General features: G+C 71.0%; 10 protein-coding genes. 7 read left to right on the top strand and 3 right to left on the bottom strand.

The window, feature by feature from the left end:
- Positions 1 to 4: 4 nt before the first annotated feature.
- Positions 5 to 1,441: an Nramp family divalent metal transporter gene (locus ABN611_RS04815; protein WP_350278547.1), complete on the bottom strand. Its 1,437-nt coding sequence runs from the start codon at positions 1,439 to 1,441 to the stop codon at positions 5 to 7.
- Between the two features lie 93 nt (positions 1,442 to 1,534).
- Between ABN611_RS04815 and ABN611_RS04810 the strand changes: the two genes are divergently transcribed.
- Positions 1,535 to 4,540: a LuxR C-terminal-related transcriptional regulator gene (locus tag ABN611_RS04810; protein WP_350278546.1), complete on the top strand. Its 3,006-nt coding sequence runs from the start codon at positions 1,535 to 1,537 to the stop codon at positions 4,538 to 4,540.
- On the opposite strand, the gene ABN611_RS04805 is transcribed toward ABN611_RS04810, so the two are convergent.
- Both ABN611_RS04805 and ABN611_RS04800 read right to left on the bottom strand, forming a co-directional pair.
- Positions 4,527 to 4,601 (bottom strand): YdeI/OmpD-associated family protein, encoded by a 75-nt coding sequence (locus ABN611_RS04805; protein ID WP_350281594.1) that lies wholly within the window; start codon positions 4,599 to 4,601, stop codon positions 4,527 to 4,529. The two genes, ABN611_RS04810 and ABN611_RS04805, sit on opposite strands and share 14 nt — an antisense overlap.
- 3 nt (positions 4,602 to 4,604) lie before the next feature.
- Positions 4,605 to 6,728, bottom strand: a complete 2,124-nt coding sequence (locus ABN611_RS04800; RefSeq protein WP_350278545.1) for an MMPL family transporter — start codon at positions 6,726 to 6,728, stop codon at positions 4,605 to 4,607.
- A gap of 147 nt (positions 6,729 to 6,875) precedes the next feature.
- On the opposite strand from ABN611_RS04800, the gene ABN611_RS04795 reads away from it, so the two are divergent.
- Genes ABN611_RS04795 through ABN611_RS04770 form a run of 6 tightly spaced genes read left to right on the top strand, consistent with a single transcriptional unit; the run spans position 6,876 to position 16,388 of the window.
- Positions 6,876 to 8,252 carry an MFS transporter gene (locus ABN611_RS04795; RefSeq protein WP_350278544.1) on the top strand — a complete coding sequence of 459 codons (1,377 nt, stop codon included), beginning with the start codon at positions 6,876 to 6,878 and terminating at the stop codon, positions 8,250 to 8,252.
- A complete protein-coding gene (locus ABN611_RS04790; protein WP_350278543.1) occupies positions 8,249 to 10,363 on the top strand; it encodes a molybdopterin oxidoreductase family protein in 2,115 nt (704 codons plus the stop codon). The genes ABN611_RS04795 and ABN611_RS04790 overlap by 4 nt, the downstream gene beginning before the upstream one ends.
- Positions 10,360 to 14,256, top strand: coding sequence for a nitrite reductase large subunit NirB (nirB, locus tag ABN611_RS04785; RefSeq protein ID WP_350278542.1), 3,897 nt, complete (start codon positions 10,360 to 10,362; stop codon positions 14,254 to 14,256). The genes ABN611_RS04790 and nirB overlap by 4 nt, the downstream gene beginning before the upstream one ends.
- Positions 14,253 to 14,588 carry a nitrite reductase small subunit NirD gene (nirD, locus tag ABN611_RS04780; RefSeq protein ID WP_350278541.1) on the top strand — a complete coding sequence of 112 codons (336 nt, stop codon included), beginning with the start codon at positions 14,253 to 14,255 and terminating at the stop codon, positions 14,586 to 14,588. Before nirB ends, nirD begins: the two co-directional genes overlap by 4 nt.
- Positions 14,578 to 15,705 carry a uroporphyrinogen-III synthase gene (locus ABN611_RS04775; protein WP_350278540.1) on the top strand — a complete coding sequence of 376 codons (1,128 nt, stop codon included), beginning with the start codon at positions 14,578 to 14,580 and terminating at the stop codon, positions 15,703 to 15,705. Before nirD ends, ABN611_RS04775 begins: the two co-directional genes overlap by 11 nt.
- Positions 15,702 to 16,388 carry a sirohydrochlorin chelatase gene (locus ABN611_RS04770; RefSeq protein WP_350278539.1) on the top strand — a complete coding sequence of 229 codons (687 nt, stop codon included), beginning with the start codon at positions 15,702 to 15,704 and terminating at the stop codon, positions 16,386 to 16,388. The genes ABN611_RS04775 and ABN611_RS04770 overlap by 4 nt, the downstream gene beginning before the upstream one ends.
- Position 16,389 lies beyond the last annotated feature (1 nt).

Here is a 16,389-nt window from a genome sequence, read left to right as displayed (position 1 = left end):
GCTGTCAGAGCTTCTTGGCCTGGTCGATGACGGTGAAGACGGCCAGGAACCCGAAGGCGAGGAACGAGAACAGCAGCACTGCCGCGCGCCACTTCGTGATCCGGATCGCGCGCGGCAGGGCCCGCGAGTTCATCCACCACAGCAGCCCGGAGTAGATGAACATCATCGTGCCCGCGGTACACGCGGAGATCACGAGCAGCACCAGCGGCTGGGTGAGCCCGGCCAGCAGCACGATGATGCCGAAGGCAACGAGTCCCCAGACCAGCCAGAAGTACAGCTTGGACTCGCTGATCCGCGACTCGCGCAGGTAGCGGGCCTTGATCATGTCCGACGTCAGCCGGGACGTGTAGTCGACGATCCCGGCCGCCGCGGCGAACAGCGAGAACGCGCCGATCGCCCAGAACAGGTACCCGAACCAGCCGCCGACCACCGACTGCAGCGTGGTGCCCTCGATCTTCAGGAAGCTGATGTTGTTCTTCACGTTGCCGTCGCCGAACAGCGTGGCGTGCGCAAGCATCGAGGTGAACGTGATCGTCAGCACGGTGATCAGCACGAACGTCAGCGCCTGCTCGATGTTCGCGAACTTCCACCAGCGCTTCCAGCGGGCCAGGTTCTCGTCGTTCGGCGGGAACGTGTACCCGTTGGCGGTCGGGTCGGCCTCGGTCTCGCCGGTCACGGGCGAGACCAGCCGCGGCACATGCACGCCCATGCCGAAGCCCTTGTCGCGGATCCAGTTGCTCTGCACCAGGTTCTGGCCGCCGCCCGCACCGGCGTACGCGATCGCGCCCATCACCAGCGCGAAGCCGAGCTGCTCGGCCGGGAACTGCGGCTGCGTGACCGCGTCGCCGAGCGCGCCGTACGTCTTCCCGCGGATCGCGAACACCAGCGCGAGCACCACGAGCAGCGCGACGGCCGCGATCTTCACCGCGATCAGCCGTTCGAGCATCACGTAGACGACCGGTGCGAGGGTCAGGATCGCGCCGATCACCAGCAACATCACGATCGCGATCCAGCGCGGGTCGCCGGCGCCGAACAGGTACGTGAGCATCGAGGCCGAACTGGTCGCCCAGCCGGGCCAGAGGTTCGCGAAGTACGTCATGATCGCGAAGAACAGGCCCCAGTGCTTCCCGTACCGGTTGAAGCCGGTCAACGCTGTCTCACCAGTGGCCAGCGTGTACCGCTCGATCTCCATGTTCAGGAACCACTGCACCGCCACGCCGACGACGGCGCCCCAGAGGAACACCAGGCCGACCTGGCTGGAGATGTACGGCCAGAGGATGAACTCGCCCGAGGCCAGCCCGACCCCGGCGCCGACCATACCCGGGCCGATGATCTTCCAGGTGTTCGACGGCGGCTCGGGGAGGTCGCGCACCTGCGGGGCGGGCAGGTTCTTGGTGGGCAGGGCGAACCTGCCGTGGTCAGTCGATGCGGTGTCTGCCATTGAGGCTCCTCACTCCTCGACCCCCTGTCGGGAGAGTAGCGAATACAGTCGACAAGAGCGACCCGACACAGCCCGAATGGCAGACTGGCGCCCATGGGTGGGGTGACGGTCCTGACCGCGTCGTACGCCGGGGCGGCGAGCGCGCCGGCGTACGCACGCCTGGCCGGGCTCGCCGCCGACCTGCCGGGAGAGCCGGTACGGCGGGACGCCGGGTGGCCGGTGCTGCGGTACGACGACCCGGCGGACGCGCTCGCCGCGGCGCGGGCGCTCCGGGAGGCGGCGTCCGAGGTCCCGGCGGGCGAGTTGCTGCGGATCGCCGTGCACACCGCGCCGTCGGCCGCTCCCGCCGTACGGCATACGGAGCAACTGCTCGCGATCGCGAACCCTGGTCAGACCTTGCTGACGGCAACGACTGCCGTCGGGGTCCCGGAGGCCGTCGACCTGGGGATGCACCGGTTGCGTGATCTCGGGTCGCCGGAGCGGATCTTCGAGCTGGCGGGGTCCGGGGAGCCGCTGCGGTCGCTCGATCAGGTCCCGAACAACCTTCCGGTGATGTTCACCAGCTTCGTCGGCCGGCAGACGCAGGTCGCTGCGCTGCGGACCCAGCTCTCCGGCAGCCGTCTCGTCACGCTCACGGGACCTGGTGGGAGCGGCAAGACCCGGCTGGCCGCACAGACCGCGGCCGAGCTCGCGGAGCGGTGGCCGGACGGTGTCTGGTGGGTCGACCTGTCCGCGATCACCGAGAGTGCGCAGATGCCGGAGGCCGTCGCGGCTGCGGTCGGCCTGCTGGTCGAGGCCGGTGACCGGCTGCTCATCGGTCAGCTGCGGACCAGGCGTGCGTTGATCTGCCTGGACAACTGCGAGCAGATCATCGAGGGTGTCGCGGAGTTCGTGGGCGCGCTGCTGACGGGCTGTCCCGAGCTGTCGATTCTCGCGACCAGCCGGGAACCGCTGGACATCCCCGGCGAAGCAATCTGGCGGGTGCCCGCGCTGGCTCCGGACGAAGCACGAGCACTGTTTCTGGAACGTTCCGGAACCGAGTTTCCTACCGGCGACGAGGCCGCGGAGCAGGCGATCCGGTCGATCTGTGTGCGGCTCGACGGCATCCCGCTCGCGCTGGAACTCGCGGCCGCGTGGGCGCGCACGCTGACCCCGGTGCAGATCGAGGCCGGCCTGAGCGACCGCTTCGGCCTGCTGACGAAGAACGTCCGGGGTGTCGCGGCACGGCAGCGTACGCTCGCCGCGTCGATCGACTGGAGCCACGACCTGCTCGACGAGGACGAGCGCCGGGTCTTCCGCCGGCTCGCGGTCTTCGCCGGCGGGTTCACGCTCGACGCCGCGTCGGCAGTGTGCGGCGCGGAGCTGGAGACCTTGGCGCGGCTTGTCGACAAATCGCTCGTCGTCGCCGAGAACGGGCGGTACCGGCTGCTCGAGACGATCCGCGAGTACGCCGGAACACGCTTGACGGAGGCCGGCGAGGACGACGTACGGGATCGTCAGCTCGACCACTACCTCCGGGTGGCCGAGGCCGCGGAACCCTTGCTGGACGAGGATCGCGACGCCTGGCGGGCCCTGGTGGAGCCGGACCGGGAGAACTACCGGGCCGCGCTCGAGTACGGCCTGTCCGCTGCCGATCCGGAGCGTGGCCGACGGCTCGCGGCGGCGCTGCGCTGGCTGTGGAACCTGCAGGCGACCGGCAACGAGGGCATCGGCTACCTGCGCCGCGCGATCGATCGGTCGCCGGACGACCGGACGTTGCTCCAGGCCCGTTTGCTGTACGGCTACGCGACTGTCGCCGACACCGTCGATCCGTTCGGGTACGACGCCGCGGGCCGCGGGCTCGAACTGGCCACCGAGCTCGGGGACGACCGGCTGCGGTCGCTGTTCCTCGCGCTGGTCGCGGTCGGCGAGTTCTTCACGGATTTCCAGAAGGCGTGGGACCTGACGGCCGAGGGTGTCCGGCTGGCCGACGGGATCGGCGACGAGGCGGCCCGGAACGCGAACGTCGCCTTGCAATGCGTCCTGCTCGCGCTGTGGGACCGCCACGACGAGCTGCGTCCGCTGCTAGACCGTGCGGCCGACGGCCTGATCAGCAGTGGGGAACGCGGCATCGCGTCGACGGTGCTGACGGTCTGGTCCGAGAGCCTGTTCTCCACCGGGGGGCCGCGACGGGCCGTCGAGATCGCGGAGCGCGCGCTCGCCGCGGCCGAACCGCTCGCCGACTACCACCGCGTCGGCGCTGCCCGCTGTCAGCTGGCGACGCTGTTGGTGCGGACCGGCCGGGCCGCTGAGGCGCGTGCGTTGATGGAGCCGTTGCTCGAGCTGGCCGCGAGTTCCGTCGTACCGAATCTCGGTCAGGCGATGGGGTTGATCTGTTATTGGACGGGCGAGTACGACGCCGCGGTCGAGTGGCTGGCCCGGGACACCGCGCCGGACAGTCCGCTCGCGGGGACGTTCGCGCCCGCGATGCTGCTGCCGACGGTCGCGGCCGCGCGGCGTGCGCTGGGGCAGGACGCGACGGAGCTGCTCGAGCGGGCGGCGGAGCTGGCGCGGCGGTACAACCTGCCGCGGATCCTCGCCGACGCCCTCGATCAGCTCGGCCGGATCGCGATCGCGGACCAGCCCGACAAGGCGGCCGAGCTGCTGCACGAGGCGCTGACGATCCGGGTCGACCACGGCCTGCGGACGTACGTCGTCGAAAGCCTGGAATCCCTTGCCCTACTGGCCGATCACACCAACCGCCCGCAAGACGCCGCCCGCCTGTCCGCCGCAGCAACAGCAGCCCGAGAGCAATTCGGGCTCGCAGCACCAGCTGACCAGCAGCCCACAGAGTCATCATCCACCGCACTCTCGTTGGACGACGCCGTTGCCTACGCACGTCGTGCCCGGGGAGCCCGTGGGCGTCCGTCCTCCGGCTGGGCGAGCCTCACGCCGACCGAGGAACAGGTCGTCGCGCTGGCCGTCGAGGGCCTCAGCAACCCCGAGATCGGCGAACGCCTCTTCATGAGCCGCGGCACGGTCAAGACCCACCTGGCCCACGTCTACGCCAAGCTGGGCGTCGCGAACCGCACCGAACTGGCCTCGCTCAAGAACCCCTGAGCATCCCCACGCACTTCACGATCCGCCGCGCCCGCGTCTCCGGCTTCTTCGCCTTGTTGATCGGCTAATCCTGTCTCGACAGCTTGCTCGGCCACCAGGTCTTCGGGCCGATGTCGTACGCGAGGGCCGGCACGAGCAGCGACCGTACGACGGTGGTGTCGAGCAGTACGCCGAACGCGACCATGAACGCGATCTGCACCAGGAACAGGATCGGCAGCACGGCCAGCGCCGAGAACGTGGCGGCCAGCACCACGCCGGCCGAGGTGATGACACCACCGGTGACGGCCAGCCCGACCAGGATGCCCGGTCTGGTGCCCTGGTGCTGTGACTCCTCGCGGACCCGGGTCATCAGGAAGATCGAATAGTCGATGCCCAGGGCAACGAGGAACACGAACGCGTACAACGGGATCCCGGGGTCCGCGCCCGGGAAGTCGAAGACGTGGTTGAACATCAGCGCGCTCACCCCGACGGTCGCGCCGAACGACAGCACGTTGGCGACCACCAGCAGCACCGCGGCGGCGAACGAGCGCAGCAGCAGCATCAGTACGACGAAGATCACCGCGAGGATGGTCGGGATGATCACCCGCAGGTCGCGCTGCGCGGAGTTCAGGACGTCGAGGTTGATCGCCGTGTTGCCGCCGACCAGGACGTCGGTACCGACCTGGTCCAGTTCGGTCCGCAGGTGCTCGACCACGTCGGTGGCCTCCGGCGAGTCGGCCGCGACCTTCAGCGTGGCCTGGACCAGTACCTTGCCGTCCACGACCTTCGGCGGTACGCCGGGAGCGACCGCGGCGGTCGCCGACGCGACGCCGTCGACCTTCGTGGCGGTCCGGACCACCTCGTCCGCCCGGCCGGCGGGAACCAGGATCTGCACCGGCGTACCCGCTCCGGCGTCGAAGTGCCTGGCGAGCTGCTCCTGACCGGTGACGGACTCGACCTTGTCGAGGAACAGGTCCTCCTGCGAGGTCCCGCTCGCCTGGAACGTCGGCAGGAACGCGGCGCAGGCCAGCAGCGCGAGCGCCGTGACCACCCACACCCGCCGCGCGCGCCGCCCGACCAGGCCGGACACCCGGCCCCAGAGCCGGCGGCCGCCGACCTGGTCGCTGGAGTGCACGTGGTCGACGCGGGGGATCGACGGCCAGAAGATCCGCCGGCCGAACGCGAGCAGGATCGCGGGCAGGAACGTCATCGCCGCGATCAGCGCACCGGCGATCCCGAGCGCGCCGACCGGGCCGAGACCCTTGGTGCTGCCGAGGTTCGAGAGCAGCAGGCAGAGCAGGCCGAGGATGACGGTCGCCGCGCTGGCCGCGATCGGCTCGATCGACGCCCGCCACGCGACCTTCATCGCCTGGTACTTGCTCTCGTAGTCGTGCAGTTCCTCCTTGTAACGGGAGACGAGCAGCAGCGAGTAGTCCGTCGCCGCGCCGACGACCAGGATGAAGAGGATGCCCTGGCTCTGCCCGTTCAGTTGCAGTACGCCGTTCTTCGCCAGCGGATAGACCACGAGCGCGGCGAGCGCGAGACCGAGGACGGCGGTGAGCAGTACGGCGATCGGCAGGATCGGGCTGCGGTAGACGATCAGCAGGATCACGAACACGACCGCGAGCGCGACGCCGAGGAGGATCCCGTCGATCCCGCCGAACGCGACCACGAAGTCGGCCAGCACCCCGCCCGGACCGGTGACGTAGACCTGTAAACCGGTCGGCGTGAGGTCCTCCTTGAGGGCGCTCCGCATGCTGTCCGCGACGGCGTACAGGGCCGTCTCGCCCTCGCCGACCACCTCGTCGGCGCGGTCGCCGTCGGTCTGGACCGTGAGCAGCAGCGCCTTCCGGTCCGCCGACGGGATCGCCGGGGTGACCGGGGTGGCCAGGTAGTCGCCGAGCACCTTGCCGGCGCCGAGGTCGAGGGTGCGGAGCTCGTCCTGGAACGCCTTGACCGCGGCCAGGTCGTCGGCGGTGATGCCGGCCTCGCGCTGGATCAGGACGAAGTACGGCAGGGCCTTGGAGTCGACGAACTTGGCGGCCTCGTCGGACACCAACGTCGATTCGGCCTGGTGTGGAAGGAAGTTGGCGTTGTCGTTCTGCTGGACCTCGCTCAGCCTGCCCACGGTCGGGCCGCCGAGGGCGCCCAGCAGCAGCCAGACGATCAGTACGGCGGCGATCCCCGCCCTCCACATCCACGCCTTCACCCCGTGCACAGTACCCGCGATCTCTCACCGCCCACGGACGGGTGTGCGGGAGCCGTTTCGGCGACGTAACAACAAGATGACTACGTGGAAACACCCCGGTCATAACGTCCAGGCCTAATCAGTGAGGTCGGATGATCGGAGATTGCGATGACGCTCGAGGCACGACAAGCGGCCGTCGCCACCCGCGGCCAGGGCGACGGCAGCGGCGCGGTGGGCACGGTCGAGGCGCCGCGGCGCGGGCGGTGGATCGACGTCTGGGATCCCGAGGACGGCACGTTCTGGGCGGACAAGGGGCGCACGGTCGCCCGCCGGAACCTGTGGCCCTCGATCTTCGCCGAGTTCCTCGGCTTCTCGGTGTGGCAACTGTGGAGCATCGTCGTGGTCTCGATGCCGCGGGCCGGTTTCGGCTACTCGACCGACCAGCTGTTCTGGCTGGTGGCGCTGCCGAGCCTGGTCGGCGCGACCCTGCGGCTGCCGTACACGTTCGCCGTACCGCGGTTCGGCGGGCGGAACTGGACCATCGTGTCCGCCCTGCTCCTGCTGATCCCGACCGCGGGGCTGTCGTACTTCATGACGCAGCCGGACACGCCGTTCTGGCTGATGGCGCTGGTCGCGGCGACGGCCGGTGTCGGCGGCGGGAACTTCGCCAGCAGTATGACGAACATCTCGTTCTTCTACCCGGAGAAGGAGAAGGGCGCCGCGCTCGGCATCAACGCGGCCGGCGGCAACCTCGGCGTCGCGGTGGTCCAGCTGCTGGTGCCGATCGTGGTCGTGGCGGGAGCCGGACTGACCCTGAACCGGGCCGGCCTGATGTGGATCCCGCTGATCCTGCTGGCCGCCTTCTGGGCCTGGAAGTCGATGTCGAACCTGTCGGCCGCGACCTCCTCGTTCCGCGCGTCGGTGCTGGCGGCGAAGCGGCCGCACACCTGGATCATCTCGTTCCTGTACATCGGCACCTTCGGCTCGTTCATCGGGTTCGGCGCCGCCTTCCCGCTGCTGATCAAGTCCACGTTCCCCGAGATCACGGTCGCGAACATCGCGTTCCTGGGTGCGCTGGTCGGCTCGGTGGCGCGGCCGTTCGGCGGCAAGCTGGCCGACCGGCTCGGCGGTGCGCGGGTGACGGTCTGCGCGTTCGTGGTGATGGGTCTCGGCATCCTGGCCGCGATCGTGTCGCTGAACGCGGGCAGCTTCACCGCGTTCCTGATCAGCTTCCTGTTCCTGTTCGTCGCCAGCGGCGCCGGCAACGGGTCGACGTACCGGATGATCCCCGCGGTGTTCCGGCTGACCACGCCGAACGACCCGGGCCTGGCCCGGCGGGAGGCGGCGGCCTGCATCGGGATCGCGTCCGCGGTCGGCGCGTACGGCGGCTTCCTGGTCCCGCGCGGGTTCGCGATGTCGACGAGCAACTTCGGGTCGCTGGTCCCCGCGCTCTACGTGTTCTGCGGCTTCTACGTGGTGTGCCTCGCGGTGACGTACTTCTGCTACCTCCGCAAGGGCAGCGCGCTCAGCGAGGAGCGCGTGTGACCGCTACCCACTGTCCGTACTGCGCCCTGCAGTGCGCCACCACGCTGCACCCGGCTGCCCGGCCGGGTGCCGTGGAGGTGCGGCCGCGGGAGTTCCCGACCAATCGAGGCGGGTTGTGCCGTAAGGGCTGGACGGCTCCCGAGGTACTGACGGTGCCGGACCGGCTCACCGTCCCGCTCGTCCGCAACGCTGCGGGCGAGCTCGAGGAGACGAGCTGGGACGCCGCGCTGGACTTCGTGGCGGACCGGGTCACCGCGTTGCAGGCCGCGCACGGCCGGGACGCGGTCGCGGTGTTCGGCGGCGGTGGGCTGACGAACGAGAAGGCGTACGCGCTCGGCAAGTTCGCCCGGGTCGCGCTGAAGACCGCCAACGTGGACTACAACGGCCGGTTCTGCATGTCGTCGGCGGCCGCGGCGACGAACCGGGCGTTCGGGATCGACCGCGGGCTGCCGTTCCCGCTGGCCGATCTGGGCGGTGCCGGAGCCGTGCTGCTGGTCGGCAGCAACATCGCGGAAACCATGCCGCCGGCGGTCGCGCATCTGCAGGGCGCACGGGACGCGGGTGGACTTCTGGTCGTCGACCCGCGTCGCTCGGCGACCGCCGGGCTGACCGAGGAAAACGCTGGAATTCACCTCCAGGCGACGCCTGGGACCGATCTGGCGCTGGTCCTCGCGCTCACCCACGTCGTACTGCAGGAAGGCCTCGCGGACACCGCATTCCTGGGCGAACGGGTCGACGACCCCGACTTGCTGATTCGTTCGACGGCTTCCTGGTGGCCGGAGCGGGCGGAGCGGGTAACTGGTGTGCCCGCCGCCACGATCCGGCAGGCCGCGCGGGTTCTGGCAGCGGCCGCTCCGGTGCACGATGGCGCCGGGGCGTACATCCTGACGGGTCGTGGGGCGGAGCAGCACAGCAAAGGCACCGACACCGTCACTGCATGTATCAACCTCGCATTGGCGCTCGGTCTGCCCGGGCGGCTGGGCAGCGGATACGGGTGCATCACGGGGCAAGGTAACGGGCAGGGCGGACGGGAGCACGGACAGAAGGCGGATCAGCTACCTGGTTATCGGAGCATCGAGGACCCAGCAGCGCGTGAGTATGTTGCGGACGTTTGGGGTGTCGACCCGGAGGAGTTGCCGCGGTCGGGGAAGAGCGCGGTGGAGTTGATCGACTCGCTCGGTACGGCGGGCGGGCCGAAGGCGTTGTTCGTGCACGGCAGCAACCTGCTGGTGTCGGCGCCGAACCTTGCCTCGGTGCGGGAGCGCCTGGCCGCGTTGGACCTGCTGGTGGTTGCCGACGTGGTGCCTTCCGAGACGGCGTTGCTGGCGGACGTCGTCTTCCCCGTAACGCAGTGGGCCGAGGAGGAGGGGACGATGACGTCCCTCGAAGGCCGGGTACTGCGGAGGCGTGCCGCGGTGAGCGCTCCGGGTGAGGTGCGGAGCGATCTCGCGGTGTTCGCCGGGATCGCCGAACGGCTCGGCGTACCGGGGTTCTCGACCGATCCGGCCGAGGTGTTCGAGGAGCTCCGGCGCGCGAGTGCCGGCGGAAAAGCGGACTATTCCGGGATTTCCTGGGCGCGGCTGGACGCGGGCGAGGCGTTGTTCTGGCCGGTGCCGGACGACGCGCATCCGGGGACGCCGCGGCTGTTCGCCGACGGTTTCCCGACGGCCGACGGCAAGGCGCACGTCGTACCGGTCGACCACCGGCCGGTGGCGGACGACCTCAACACCGGCGCGCCGCTGTATCTGGTGACCGGGCGGCTGCTGCAGCACTACCAGAGCGGTGCGCAAACGCGGCGTGTTCCCGAGCTGGCGGAGGCCGAGCCGGAGGTGTACGCCGAGATCCACCCGCGCGTCGCCGCGCAGCTGGGCATCGGCGACGGGCGTCCGGTGCGGTTGCGGACCGCGCGCGGGTCGATGGTGCTGCCGGCCCGGATCACCGCCGACGTCCGGCCGGACACCGTTTTCGTACCGTTCCACTTCGGCGGCGCCGAGGCGGTCAACGAGCTGACGAACGACGCGCTCGACCCGGTGTCCCGGATGCCCGAATTCAAGGCGTGTGCCGTCGACGTCACCGCCGCCGCGCTGGGAGCGACGGGAGTGCCGGCATGAGAGTGGTGATCATCGGCGGCGGCATGGCGGGCCGCCGGCTGGCGGAAATGCTGGGAAATCAGCCTTCGTACGACGTGACGCTGCTGGGCGACGAGCCGTCGTACAACCGCGGCCGGCTGACCGAGTACGTCGCCGGCCGCGCAGAAGTTGCGTCGGGCAACGAAGCGGTCCAGGCCGCGGTCGCGGTGGACCGGGCGCGACAGGTGGTGACGGACGCCGCGGGTCGCGAGTATGCGTACGACCGCTTGGTGTTCGCGACCGGCGCGGTGCCGGTGGTGCCCGCCGGCGTCCGGGGCGGGCAGGTGCTGAGGTCCCTCGACGACGCCCGCGCGGTGGTCGCGGGCGCCGGCCAGGCGCGCCGCGCCGTGGTGCTCGGCGGCGGGGTCCTGGGCGTCGAGACGGCGTGCGCGCTGCGGGAGCGCGGCGTCGCGGTCACCCTGGTGCACGACGGGGAAACCCTGCTGGACAAGACGATCCGGCCCTCCGCGGGCCGTCGGGTCACGCGCGCGGTGCGCGAGCTCGGGATCGAAGTACTCCTCAACACCAAGCTCCACAGCACCGAGCTGAAGGACGGCCGCTTCCGCGCGCTGCGGCTGCAGAACGGCCGCCAGGTGTTCGGCGAGCTGCTGGTCGTAGCCTGCGGCGTCAAGCCGCGGACCGAGCTCGCGGCCGGGCTGACCGTGCGGAACGGCATCGTGGTCGACCGGGCGCTGACCAGCCCCGACGACCCGCGGGTGCACGCGATCGGCGACTGCGCGGAGGTGGACGGCCGGGTGACCGGCACCGTCGATTCCGCGTGGGCCCATGCCGAGGCGCTGGCGCAGTACCTGATCGGAGGCACCGCCGAGCTGCCCGACCACGAGGTCGTGCGGGTGACGGCGGGTGGCCTGGACGTCCTGGTGCTGGGGGACAAGGACGAGACCGGCGAGGTCGTCCGGCTCGAGGACGGCACGCGGTACGTGCGGGCCGTGCTGCGGGACGGCGTGGTGCGGTCGGCGGTGGCGGTGGGTGCGCCGGAGGTCGCCGCGGAGCTGGTGTTGCTGGCGGACCGGGGGACGCCGGTGGTCGCGGACGGGTTGCTGGGCGAGCCGTCCGACGTACCGACGACGAAGAAGGTGGCGACCGTGTGCAGGTGCAACGGCGTCACCAGGGCCGCGATCGAGGCGGCCTGGCGTGGAGGTGCCGACAGTGTCGCCGGCATCGCCGCCACGACGCGCGCGACGACCGGGTGCGGCAGTTGCACCGGTGCCGTCGGCGCACTGCTCGACCGCTTCCGGCGCGGCGAGACCGAACCAGTCCCGAGCAGGAGGGCGACGATGGCAGAGCTCAACAAGGCCAAGCACGTGGTGGTGGTCGGCGGTGGCATGGTCGCGCACCGCCTGGTCGAGGCGCTCCGGCAGCGCGACACCGACATCAGCTACCGGATCACGGTGTTCGCCGAGGAGCCGCGGCTCCCGTACGACCGGGTCGCGCTGACCAGCTACTTCTCCGGCCGCGACCCCCACGACCTCTCACTCGGCGAGCCCGAGCTCTGGGACGACCCCGCGGTGAACCTCCGCAAGGGCGTGCAGATCACCGCGATCGACCCCACGGCCAAGACCGTCACGACCGCGCGCGGCGAGCAGGTCGGGTACGACGAGCTGATTCTGGCGACCGGCTCCGCGGCCTTCGTGCCGCCGATCAAGAACAACGACGCCCAGGGCTGCTTCGTCTACCGGACGATCGACGACGTCGCCGCGCTCCGGGTGTACGTCGAGCGGCTGAAGTCCGAGGGCAAGCAGGTCAACGGTGTCGTCGTCGGCGGCGGCCTGCTCGGCCTGGAGGCGGCCGGCGCGCTGCGGGCGCTGGGCGCCGGGACGAAGGTCGTCGAGTTCGCGCCGCGGCTGATGCCGCTGCAGGTCGACGAGGGCGGCGGCGCCGCGCTGTCCAGGCTGATCGAGGGCCTGGACGTCGAGGTGCTGACCGCGACCCAGTGCCAGCGCGTGAAGCTCACCTCGCAAGGCGCGGCGCGCGCGATGGCCGTTGCCGACGGCCCCGACCTGCCCGCCGACGTGGTGGTCTTCGCGACCGGTGTCCGGCCGCGCGACGAGCTCGGCCGCGCGGCCGGCCTGGAGATCGGCGAGCGCGGCGGCGTCGTGGTCGACGAGGCCTGCCGTACGTCGGTGCCGGGCGTCTGGGCGATCGGCGAGGTCGCCTGTATCGAAGGGCGCGTGTGGGGCCTGATCGCCCCCGGCTACACGATGGCCGAGATCGTCGCGGACCGGCTGCTCGGCGGCGAGGCGACGTTCCCGGGTGCGGACACCTCGACGAAGCTGAAGCTGCTCGGGGTCGACGTCGCGAGCTTCGGCGACGCGTTCGGCGCCACCGAGGGTGCGCTGGACATCGTGTACGCCGACCCGGTGGCCGGTGTCTACAAGAAGCTCGTGCTGTCCGACGACGCCCGCACCCTGCTCGGCGGCATCCTGGTCGGCGACGCGTCGGCGTACTCCGGTCTGCGCCCGATGGTCGGCCGCGAACTCGGCGCCGACCCGGCCGCGTTCCTGCTGCCCGAAGGCGCCGGCCCGGTCCAGCTCGAGCTGCCGGACGACGCGCCGGTGTGCTCGTGCAACAACGTCTCGGCGGGCACGATCCGGTGCGCCGTCCGCGACGAGGGCTGCACCGACATCAAGTCGGTGTGCGGGAAGACCAAGGCCGGGACGTCCTGCGGATCCTGCCTGCCGATCGTGAAGAACCTGATGAACACCGAGCTCACCAAGGCGGGCGTCGAGGTCAGCAAGGCCCTGTGCGAGCACTTCGCGCTGTCGCGGGCGGAGCTGTTCGACGTCGTCCGGGTCACCGAGCTGCGGACGTTCAGCGAGATCGTCGAGCGGCACGGCACCGGCCGCGGCTGCGACATCTGCAAGCCCGTCGTGGCGTCGATCCTGGCGAGCATCGACCCGGCCGGTCACGTCCTGGAGGGCGAGCGCGCGACGCTGCAGGACACCAACGACCACGTGATGGCCAACATGCAGAAGGACGGCACGTACTCCGTCGTCCCGCGGATCCCCGGTGGTGAGATCACGCCGGAGGGGCTGATCACGATCGGCGAGGTGGCGCGCGACTTCGGGCTCTACACGAAGATCACCGGCGGGCAGCGCGTCGACCTGTTCGGAGCGCGGATCGAGCAGCTGCCGGCGATCTGGAAGCGGCTGGTCGACGCCGGCTTCGAGTCCGGGCACGCGTACGGCAAGGCGCTGCGCACCGTGAAGTCGTGCGTCGGGTCGACCTGGTGCCGGTACGGCGTCCAGGACTCGGTCGGGATGGCGATCGCGCTGGAGCTGCGGTACCGCGGGCTGCGCTCGCCGCACAAGCTCAAGCTCGGAGTCTCCGGGTGTGCCCGCGAGTGCGCGGAGGCGCGCGGCAAGGACGTCGGCGTGATCGCCACCGAGAAGGGCTGGAACCTGTACGTCGGCGGCAACGGCGGCATGACGCCGCGGCACGCCGAGCTGCTCGCGTCCGACCTGTCGGACGAGGAGCTGTTCCGGGCGATCGACCGGTTCCTCATGTACTACATCCGCACCGGCGACCGCCTGCAGCGCACGTCGGTGTGGGTGCGGGAGATCGGTCTGGACCAGGTGCGGGACGTCGTCCTCAACGACAGCCTCGGCATCGCCGCCGACCTGGATGCCGCGATGGCCAAGCACGTGGACGCGTACGTCGACGAATGGCGAGCGACGCTCGACGATCCCGACAAGCTGGCCCGGTTCGTGTCGTTCGTGAACGCGCCGGACCAGCCCGACGCCGACCTGCGGTACGTGGTCGAGCGCAACCAGCCGCGCCCGGCCACGCCGGCCGAGCGCGGACAGCTGGAGCCGGTGCTGCTGGCCGGCCCTCGATTGGAGGTACGCCGATGAGCGTCGCGACCGTTGGAGTCTGCGCCCTGGAGGCGCTGTTGCCGGAGCGGGGTGTCGCCGCGTTGCTCGGGGACACGCAGATCGCGTTGTTCCGCACCCACGAGGGCGAAGTGTTCGCCATCGGCAACCAGGACCCGTTCAGCGGGGCGAACGTGATGTCGCGGGGCATCGTCGGCAGCCGCGGCGACGTACCGACGGTGGCGTCGCCGATGTTCAAGCAGGTCTTCGACCTGCGCACCGGGGTGTGCCTGGACGATCCCGAGGTGTCGCTGCCGGTGTACCCGGTGACCGTGGTCGACGGACAGGTCGTGGTGGGATCAGGTGACGACTAGGACCGGGCCGCTGAGCGGCTGCACGATCGCGATCACCGCGCACCGTCGCGCGGAGGACCTGATCGCGTCGTTCGAGCGGCGCGGCGCGAAGGTACTGCACGCGCCGACGCTGCAGATCGTGCCGGTCGCCGACGACCACGCCCTGATCGAGGCCACCCGGCGGGTGATCGCGAACCCGCCGGACGACGTGGTGGTGACGACCGCGGTCGGGTTCCGCGGCTGGATCGAGGCGGCCGACACCGCCGGGCTCGCGGCGGAGCTGCTGGGCACGCTGGAGCAGTCGCGGATCCTCGCCCGCGGCCCGAAGGCGCGCGGCGCGATCCGCGCGGCCGGGCTGGTCGAGCACTGGTCGGCGCGCTCCGAGACCACGGCCGAGGTGGTCGACTGGCTGCGCGCGCAGGGCGTGTCCGGCCGGAAGATCGTCGTACAGCTGCACGGGTTGTCGGATCCCGCGCTGCAGGACGCGCTGCGGTCCGTGGGCGCGTCGGTGCGCGGGCTGGAGGTGTATCGGTGGGGTCCGGCGCCGGATCCGGCGCTCGTGGAGCGGATGGTCTCGCAGGTGTGCGCGGGGACGGTGGACGCGGTCGTGCACACGTCGGCGCCGGGTGCGCAGGCGATGCTCGACGCGGCGGCGTTGACCGGGCAGTACGACGAACTGGTGTCGTCGTTGCGGACCGGGCGGGTGCTGAACGCCTGCGTCGGGCCGGTGACGGCGGGGCCCTTCGTGACGCTGGGGATGGAGCCGCTGGTGCCGGACCGGTACCGGCTGGGCGCCTTGATCCGGAGCGTGACGGACCGGCTCACCGACGACAACGCGCGCTCGATCGAGACGTCGTACGGCCAACTGGTGATCCGCGGCGGCGCGGCCGTGCTGGACGGCGTCGTACTGCCGTTGGGCCCTGGGCCGCGTGCCGTCCTGGCCGCGCTGGTCGCTGCGGGCGGCGACGTGGTGTCCCGCCCGGAGTTGCTCGCGGTACTGCCCGGCGCCGAGGACGTCCACGCGGTCGAGGTCACCGTCAACCGCCTCCGCACTGCGGTCGGTCGTCCGGAGTTGGTGCGCACCGTCGTACGTCGTGGCTACCGTCTCGCCGTCGAACCCGCCGGAGTCGCCTCATGACCGATCTCGTCGCAGTAGCCCACGGCACCGCGGACCCGGCGGGACTCCGGGTGGTCCACGAGCTCGTCCGTGAGATGGCGCGCCGACGGCCCGGCCTCCCGATGTCACTCGGCTTCGTCGACCTCAACCTGCCGGATCTACCCTCACTCGCCCACCGCATCGCCACCGACGCCGACGACGCCGTCATGGTCCCCCTCCTGCTCAGCGCCGGCTACCACGTGTACGTCGACATCGCCGCCGAAGCCGCGCGCTACCCGGGCCGGGTCCGGGCGGCCGCTGCACTGGGGCCCGACCCGATCCTCGTGGAGATCCTGGCGGACCGGCTTGGGGACCTGTCCCGTGTGGACACCGTCGTCCTGGCCGCCGCCGGTTCCTCGGATCCGCGCGCGCTGGCCGACTGCGAGACCACCGCGGACCTGCTGTCCGACCGGATCGGTCGCCCGGTCCAGGTCGGCTACCTGTCCGGTGCCGGCACCCGCCTCCCCGCCGTACTGGCCGCGGCTTCGGGCCGAGTCGCCGTGGCGACGTACCTCCTTGCCCCCGGCTTCTTCGCCAACCACACCCGCCGCCTCGCCGGGCCGCACCCCGTCTCCCCGCCGCTGGGCCCTGACCCCCGGCTCGCCACCCTGGCCCTCCAGCGCTACGACGCCGCGGTCCGCAGCCTGCCGGTGCTGGTGGCCTGAG

Source organism: Kribbella sp. HUAS MG21, assembly GCF_040254265.1.
GTDB lineage: Bacteria > Actinomycetota > Actinomycetes > Propionibacteriales > Kribbellaceae > Kribbella.
Note: the sequence above shows the minus strand (reverse complement) of the source record. Positions and strands in the feature narration are given on the sequence as shown.

Excerpts from the sequence above, each read along its gene's own strand:
- ABN611_RS04770 (WP_350278539.1), top strand. The coding sequence starts at position 15,702 with ATGACCGATCTCGTCGCAGTAGCCCACGGCACCGCGGACCCGGCGGGA.
- nirD (WP_350278541.1), top strand. The coding sequence starts at position 14,253 with ATGAGCGTCGCGACCGTTGGAGTCTGCGCCCTGGAGGCGCTGTTGCCG.
- ABN611_RS04810 (WP_350278546.1), top strand. The coding sequence starts at position 1,535 with ATGGGTGGGGTGACGGTCCTGACCGCGTCGTACGCCGGGGCGGCGAGC.
- ABN611_RS04815 (WP_350278547.1), bottom strand. The coding sequence starts at position 1,441 with ATGGCAGACACCGCATCGACTGACCACGGCAGGTTCGCCCTGCCCACC.
- nirB (WP_350278542.1), top strand. The coding sequence starts at position 10,360 with ATGAGAGTGGTGATCATCGGCGGCGGCATGGCGGGCCGCCGGCTGGCG.
- ABN611_RS04795 (WP_350278544.1), top strand. The coding sequence starts at position 6,876 with ATGACGCTCGAGGCACGACAAGCGGCCGTCGCCACCCGCGGCCAGGGC.